Genomic DNA, 7,595 nt, shown 5'->3' with positions numbered 1-7,595 from the left:
TTCCGCTCCTGTTCTTCGTCAGATAGCCCGCTATCTTCCTCATCACAGAAGCAAAAATGCCTCAAAAACTCATCCCAAATCATCGCACGATAAATTCAAAACAGCTTCTGAAAGGTTCAGTATCTGTTTCAAGCTGTCTTCTTTTTACGTTCTCCATATCAAAACCGTACGGTTTCCATATCGAGAACGTACGGTTTTCAATTGGAGAACGTACGGTTTTGATATGGAAACCATAAAAGGATGATGTCTGGATTGATAATATAATCCAATCAGATATTTCAATTATACGGCTTTAGGAATTTGATTATAAATGCCCATAACATTTTTTCTTTGATTAATTCAAAACAGTTTCCAAATAAAACGGTTCATCGTTTCCGGTATCCAAGCAAAAGACTATCTTTGCACTGAAAACGCATATTAACGCATATAAAAAAGCTATGACAAATACCCCACAACTATTAGTCTATAAAGCCTCAGCCGGTTCAGGAAAGACCTTTACCCTTGCCGTGCAATACATCCGGCAATTGATAGAAGATCCTGCATCCTACCGGCGTATCCTGGCAGTAACCTTCACAAACAAGGCTACAGCCGAAATGAAAAGCCGTATTCTGGAACAACTCTATGGGCTGGGCTACAACGTCAAATCATCGGACAGCTACCTCAATGAACTGAAACGAATATGTCAGATGGACGAAGACGCCATCCGCAAGGCAGCACGACGGGCGTTGCACAACATCATACATGACTACAGTCGTTTCCGAATTGAAACCATTGACTCTTTTTTTCAGGCCGTGCTGCGCAATTTAGCCCGCGAGCTGGAACTAGGTGCCAATATGACCATAGAACTGAATAACACAGAAGTACTCTCAGATACCGTAGATGCAATGATAGAAAAACTGGACCGTCATTCACCCGTACTGAGTTGGCTGATGGAATATATAGACGAACGCATCTCGGATGACAAACGCTGGGATATTTCAAGCGAAATCAAGAACTTCGGACGCAACATCCTTGACGAAGGATACATTGAGAAAGGCGACGGGCTGCGCCGTAAACTTGCCGACCCGACTTTCATTCCCAACTATCGGAGACAGGTGCAGGACATCCGCCGTGAAGCATTGGAAGAGATGAAAAGCTTTAACGACCAGTTTACAGGTGTACTGGAAATGAACGGCCTGTTGCCAACCGATCTGAAAAACGGTTCGCGTGGTATCGGAAGCTATTTCAACAAACTCGCCCTAGGAAACCTGTCGGACAATATCCGCAATGCCACTGTAGACAAGTGCCTGACGAGTGAAGATAACTGGGCAACACGCACTTCACCCCATCGCGCTGCCATCTTAGACCTTGCCACACGCGAACTGATTCCCTTGCTGAAAACCGCCGAAGAGTTCCGGCCGAAGAATAACGTACTGGTAAACTCGTGCAATCTTTCGTTACGCTATCTGAACAACCTACGCCTTCTGGCACATATTGATGAAGAACTACGCTTGCAGAACCAGCAACACAACCGTTTTTTATTATCCGATACCAACGCCCTCCTGCATAGCCTGATGCACGAAGGTGACGCAGCATTCATCTATGAAAAAATAGGTACTTCCATCGACACAGTGATGATAGACGAATTTCAAGATACGTCACGTATGCAATGGGAAAATTTCCATCTGCTGCTGGAAGAAAGTCTTTCACAAAGGGAAGGTAGCCTCATCGTAGGCGACATCAAACAAAGCATCTACCGCTGGCGCAACGGAGACTGGAAAATTCTGGCAGGACTGGGGAATGACCCGACCTTGCGTATCCACGAACTGACCCTGAAAACGAACTGGCGAAGTGAAGCACGCATCATTTACTTTAACAACGCAATGTTTACTTCCGCTTGTACCGCCCTGAACCACAAATATGAGGATGAAACAGGCACCCCATGCCTGCAATTGCTCAACGCATACAGCGACGTATGCCAGGAAACTTCCAAACAAAACGAACAGGGATTCGTCAGCCTGACTTTCCTACCCGATACCCAAGAACAGCCATACGCTGATGCTACCCTGCATGCCCTTGCCAGCCAAGTAGAACAACTTATCGCACAAGGAATACATACCAATGACATAGCTATTCTGGTACGGAAAAATAAATCCATTCCCTCCATAGCCGATTATTTTGATAAACATACACCCTACCGCATCGTATCAGACGAAGCCTTCCGCCTCGATGCTTCGCTGGCTGTATGCATGATGGTAGACGGGTTACGCTATCTCACCTCGCCCGAAGACCGCATAGCCGGTGCACGTCTGGCAGTAGCATACCAGCACGAAATACTTCACTCCAGCATCAGCCTAAACCAAATCTTAGCGGATGACCTCACTCCTTTCCTACCTGAAGCCTTTGCAGCACAGATGCCTGAATTGCGCCTCATGCCTCTTTATGAGCTATTGGAAAAACTCTTCCTGCTATTCGATATGCAACGCATTGAGCATCAAGACGCCTACCTATGCGCTTTCTACGATGCTGTAACCGAGTACATGCAGCAACATTCGTCTGAGCTAACTGCCTTCATTGCTTTTTGGGACGAACGCCTGCACGAAAAAACCATCCCATCGGGAGAAATAGAAGGTATCCGTATCCTTTCCATCCATAAGTCGAAAGGATTAGAATTCCACACTGTACTGCTCCCTTTCTGCGACTGGAAGATGGAAAACGAAACCAACAATCACCTGATATGGTGTTCAGTGGCAGGAACAGGAAAAGAGACCGACCGTGCCCCGTTCAACGAACTGGACATCGTACCGGTAAATTATTCTTCAGCCATGGCAGACTCTGTTTACCACGACAGCTATTGGGAAGAACGACTCCAGCTATGGGTGGATAACCTGAATCTACTCTACGTGGCGTTTACCCGTGCGTGCAAGAACCTTATTATATGGGGTAAAGCAAACCAGCGGGGCACTGTATCGGAACTACTTGCTGAAGTAGCCCCCCAACTCAACATTTGGGACACAAAAACAGAAGAAACCGAAGAAACATCTCCTCTGACATACACCTTCGGCTCTCTCTGTCCTTCGGAAAATAAAAAACAGGAAAAAGGCTCTGAGAATCCACTTGCAGTACTTCCACAAAGCTTACCTGTACAGGTGGAATCGATAGAAACTCCAATCGAATTCAAACAATCGAACCGTTCTGCCGACTTTATCCGAGGCGATGAAGATGAAGAAGAACACGAACGCTACATCCGTCAAGGACAACTCCTGCATCAAGTGTTTGCTTCCATCACCACTGAATCCGACTTACCTGGAGTCATCAAAAAACTTACGTTTGAAGGCATACTGGAATCGGAAGAGAAAGCATGCGAAATCGAAAAACTTGCTCGTTGGGCGCTAAACCACCCGCAGGTAAAAGACTGGTATGGAGGAAATTGGAGACTCTATAACGAATGCAGCATCATTTACACTGATGAAACCGGAACATTCCAGACACGGCGACCAGACCGCGTAATGATGAAAAAAGACAAAGTGGTAGTAGTCGACTTCAAGTTCGGTAAGAAAAAAAATGTCTACCGCCAGCAGGTAAAAGAATATATGAACCTGCTCATCGGGATGGGCTACAAAAATGTAGAAGGCTACTTGTGGTATGTATTCGGAAACGAGTTGGAAAAAGTATGACTCCACAGAAATCCAGATATCCAGAAACCGATACTTTTCCCCTAAAAAGGCATTAATATCCAATCCCAAGTGACAAATTCCCCAACTACTAACCCTCAATAAACCAATAAAAAAGATGAAAACATTCCTACAAGAAGTAGCACACGACCTATATGAAAAAACGCACGGTGACCTAAGCAATGTTGCCGTGGTTTTCCCCAATAAACGCGCCAGCCTGTTTTTCAACGAGTATTTGGCACATGAAAGCAAGCGCCCCTTGTGGTCGCCCGCCTACACCAGCATCAGCGAATTGTTCCGCCAGTGCTCTCCATGGCAAACAGGCGATTCCGTCAAATTGGTGTGTGACCTGTATAAAGTATTTCGCCAAGTAACCGGAAGTAATGAATCTCTAGACGATTTCTTTTTCTGGGGAGAGATGCTGATAGCCGATTTTGATGACGCAGACAAGAACTTGGCAGATACCCAGGCGCTCTTCAGCAATCTGAAAGACCTGAACGGCTTAACTGATGACTACGATTTTCTGGAAGAAGGACAGAAAGAAGCCCTTTCGCAGTTTTTCCGAAATTTCTCGATTGACCGCGTAACAGAGTTGAAACAACGCTTCATTTCGATATGGGACACACTAGGAGAAATCTACACCCGATATAAAGCATTGCTGGAAAGCCAGCACATTGCTTACGAAGGAATGATGTACCGCCAAGTCATCGACACCCTGAATCCCGACAAACTTCCATACCGGCTGTATGTTTTTGTAGGTTTCAACGTACTGAACAAAGTAGAACATACACTCTTCCATAGACTTGCCGATGCAGGCAAAGCCTTATTTTACTGGGACTACGACACCTTTTACCTGAACCGGACACCTCATGAAGCAGGCGAATTCATCCGCCGGAATTTACGGGATTTCCCATCTGAGCTTCCTCCCTCTTTCTTTAATAACTTAAATCAAGCCAAAGACATTACTTTTGTAGAATCGCCCACTGAAAACGGACAAGCGCGCTACCTGCCCCAATGGCTTCGTGAGAATCTTACCGAAGAAGAAAAAGAAACTGCCGTAGTGCTATGCAACGAGGCACTGCTCCAGTCCGTACTCCATTCGCTTCCCGAAAATGTAAAACACATCAACATCACAATGGGCTTTCCTCTCTCACAAACGCCTGCATATAGTTTTGTCTGTGCCTTGCTGGAACTGCATACTGCAGGATACAACACACAAAACGGACGTTATCGCTTCACCGAAGTAATCAGCCTGCTGAAGCACCCTTATACGCGACAACTCTCGTCACAGGCGGCAGAATTGGAGCAAAGCCTAACCCGTGACAACAGATTCTACCCACTTCCCTCCGAATTAGAAAAAGACGGAATACTGGAGATACTCTTCACGCCCGTTACCACCAACTCCAACTTATGCCAGCTGATTACGAAGGCATTAGAGAAAGTCGCGTTATCTTACCAGCAACAAAAGCCTTCGGATACAACCGCTTTCGACCAGCTTTACCGTGAAGCCTTGTTCAAGACCTATACCTTGATGAACCGATTCTACACACTGATAGAAGACAAAGACTTAAACGTAAAACCCGAGACATTGCAACGCCTGCTTACCCGCGTCATGGCTACTTCGAGTATTCCTTTCCATGGCGAACCAGCCATCGGACTGCAAGTAATGGGAGTACTGGAAACACGCAACCTCGACTTCCGTCACCTCATTATGCTCTCGGTAAACGAAGGCCAACTTCCAAAAGGTGGAAACGATGCCTCATTCATCCCCTACAACCTGCGAAAAGCATTCGGAATGACCACCATCGACCACAAGATAGCCGTCTATGCCTATTATTTTTACCGTCTGTTACAGCGCACGGAAAAAGCTACACTGATATTCAACACTGCTACTGACGGCATCAACCGTGGCGAAATGTCGCGCTTCATGCTCCAATTCATCATCGAATGGGGGTATCCCGTCAAGCGTTTGAGACTGGAAGCTGCACAATCGCCACAAGGCTCTACCCCTATCTGTATCTCCAAAGGACCGACCGTCCTCCGACGCTTATGGGAAACCTTCGATGTACGTTACAACCCAAAAGCTGTACTTTCGCCCTCGGCATTGAACTGTTACCTGGACTGCCCGTTAAAATTCTACTACAAGTATGCGGCACACCTCAATGCCCCCGATGAAATCTCTCCTGAAATTGATGCTGCCAAATTCGGCAGTATTTTCCACCATGCTGCCGAACACATCTACAAAGACCTGACAACACACGGAAAAGTCATCAATCAAGAAACAATAGAGAATCTGCTGAAAAATGAAGTTCGCTTACAGGACTATGTCGACAAAGGTTTCAAAGAACTTTTTTTCCATCTGCCTCCTGAAGAAAAACCCACTTACAATGGTATCCAACTTATTAATTCAGCTGTCATACTACGCTATGTGAAGCAACTGCTCCAGAAGGACCTGAAGCATGCACCATTCACGTTCGTCAGTTCAGAATACCCCGTCTACGAAGAACTGAAACTCACCGTAGCCGACACCGTCCTACATTCACGTATCGGAGGCATCATTGACAGAATAGATTGGAAAGACAACATTCTGCGCATCGTCGATTATAAGACTGGAGGAAACGCCGACACGCCATCCAGCATAGAATCGCTCTTTTCTCCCGACCTCAAACGTTCGAGTCATGTATTCCAAACATTCCTCTACGCTGCTATCGTATGCCGCAAGCTACGGGAGAAACAAGACACACGCCAAGTAGCTCCCTCACTGCTGTACATACACCGGGCTGCCTCAGAAAACTACACGCCAGTCATCCAACTGGGTGAAGCACGAAAAGCTGAACCAGTTTACGACTTTGCCCGTTACGAAATGGAGTTCCGCGAACGACTGAAACTGTTGCTGATGGAAATCTTCTCCCCGGAAATCCCATTCACACAAACCGAGATTCCGGATAAATGCACCTATTGTGATTTCAAGGATTTATGCCGGAAATAACGGATAATCCTATCTTCAAAAGAGGATTATCCGACCTGACACAGAAGATAATCCTCTTCTCATTCACCGCATTGTGGACATTTAACCTTAGCCTTGCAATATTGAGTACTACAACAATTTCACATACCCCAAACGAGTATAACGCACTCCGCGACTCTCGTAATGCGATATCACCTTAGCAGAAGCAAGATGCAACATCTCGTGAGCAATGACCTTTCGTGTATGGCAACTTAATACATTGGGCGAAAGACTACGTCCGCCTGCTTTAAGAAAAAACGTAAAACGATTTCCATCACGGTCGGCTGCCAAAATATATTGGTCCACATAAAAATCAGGCTTGTAAATATCTACTTGTAGACGGACATTCAACACTGTCAGAAAAAGTTCCTTCAAACGCTCGCCTACTTGCCCCACATTATGGCTCACCGATGAAACGCGACGCTTTTGTACTGTCAGTTCAAAATGAACACGTGCAAACTCTTTGGCCAGAACAACCAATGGTTCGTAACGCTTGAGACTAGGTACAAATTTATTTGCCAGCCACAATACGTAAGAAGGATCAATATAATACACTTCAGCCAATCGTTTGCCACGGTACTTTCCGAAAGGAACAAAATCTTCCGATTGTCCATAATAGCATTCAAAAACCCTATTATCAAATACTTCAAGTTTTACATTACAATTTTGAAGCAAAGAAAAAGCACGTTCAGCCGCCATATCAAAAGTGACGGCAAGTGTCCGTATAAATAAAGGAATCTCTACGTTGGGGAAGAAACGCCAGAAAGCATAATATGGACGATAAGCTGTAGCCACACTAATAGCATAACAACCATTAACGGTTGTCCTGCCCCGATTGAATTCACCGATACGGGCTATTACCGTTTCTGCCAACCGGGAAGATACTTGATATAAAGTCAAGTCATAATCCATATTCTCCCTTTTTTGCAAAGATA

At 45.5% G+C, this 7,595-nt stretch carries 4 protein-coding genes; 3 read left to right on the top strand and 1 reads right to left on the bottom strand.

What is annotated here, in order from left to right; translation table 11 throughout:
• The 3 genes from B5F71_RS20765 to B5F71_RS09090 form a co-directional block, all read left to right on the top strand.
• Positions 1–244 (top strand): hypothetical protein (locus B5F71_RS20765; protein WP_206423833.1); only part of this gene is annotated, 244 nt, incomplete at its 5' end.
• Positions 245–437: 193 nt separating this feature from the next.
• On the top strand, positions 438–3,656 hold the full coding sequence (locus B5F71_RS09095; RefSeq protein ID WP_087209537.1) for a UvrD-helicase domain-containing protein: 3,219 nt from the start codon (positions 438–440) through the stop codon (positions 3,654–3,656).
• Between the two features lie 115 nt (positions 3,657–3,771).
• Positions 3,772–6,642: a PD-(D/E)XK nuclease family protein gene (locus B5F71_RS09090; protein WP_087209534.1), complete on the top strand. Its 2,871-nt coding sequence runs from the start codon at positions 3,772–3,774 to the stop codon at positions 6,640–6,642.
• A 108-nt stretch (positions 6,643–6,750) separates the two neighbouring features.
• Here B5F71_RS09090 and B5F71_RS09085 read toward each other — a convergent pair whose 3' ends face one another.
• Positions 6,751–7,572 carry a hypothetical protein gene (locus B5F71_RS09085; RefSeq protein ID WP_087209532.1) on the bottom strand — a complete coding sequence of 274 codons (822 nt, stop codon included), beginning with the start codon at positions 7,570–7,572 and terminating at the stop codon, positions 6,751–6,753.
• Between the last annotated feature and the right edge of the window lie 23 nt (positions 7,573–7,595).

Origin of the sequence: Bacteroides sp. An269, assembly GCF_002159755.1 — a bacterium.
In the GTDB taxonomy this organism is placed as follows: Bacteria; Bacteroidota; Bacteroidia; order Bacteroidales; family Bacteroidaceae; genus Phocaeicola; species Phocaeicola intestinalis.
Note: the sequence above shows the minus strand (reverse complement) of the source record. Positions and strands in the feature narration are given on the sequence as shown.

What these genes read in the sequence shown, in the direction of transcription:
- B5F71_RS09095 (WP_087209537.1), top strand. Translation starts at nt 438, where the DNA reads ATGACAAATACCCCACAACTATTAGTCTATAAAGCCTCAGCCGGTTCA.
- B5F71_RS09090 (WP_087209534.1), top strand. Translation starts at nt 3,772, where the DNA reads ATGAAAACATTCCTACAAGAAGTAGCACACGACCTATATGAAAAAACG.
- B5F71_RS09085 (WP_087209532.1), bottom strand. Translation starts at nt 7,572, where the DNA reads ATGGATTATGACTTGACTTTATATCAAGTATCTTCCCGGTTGGCAGAA.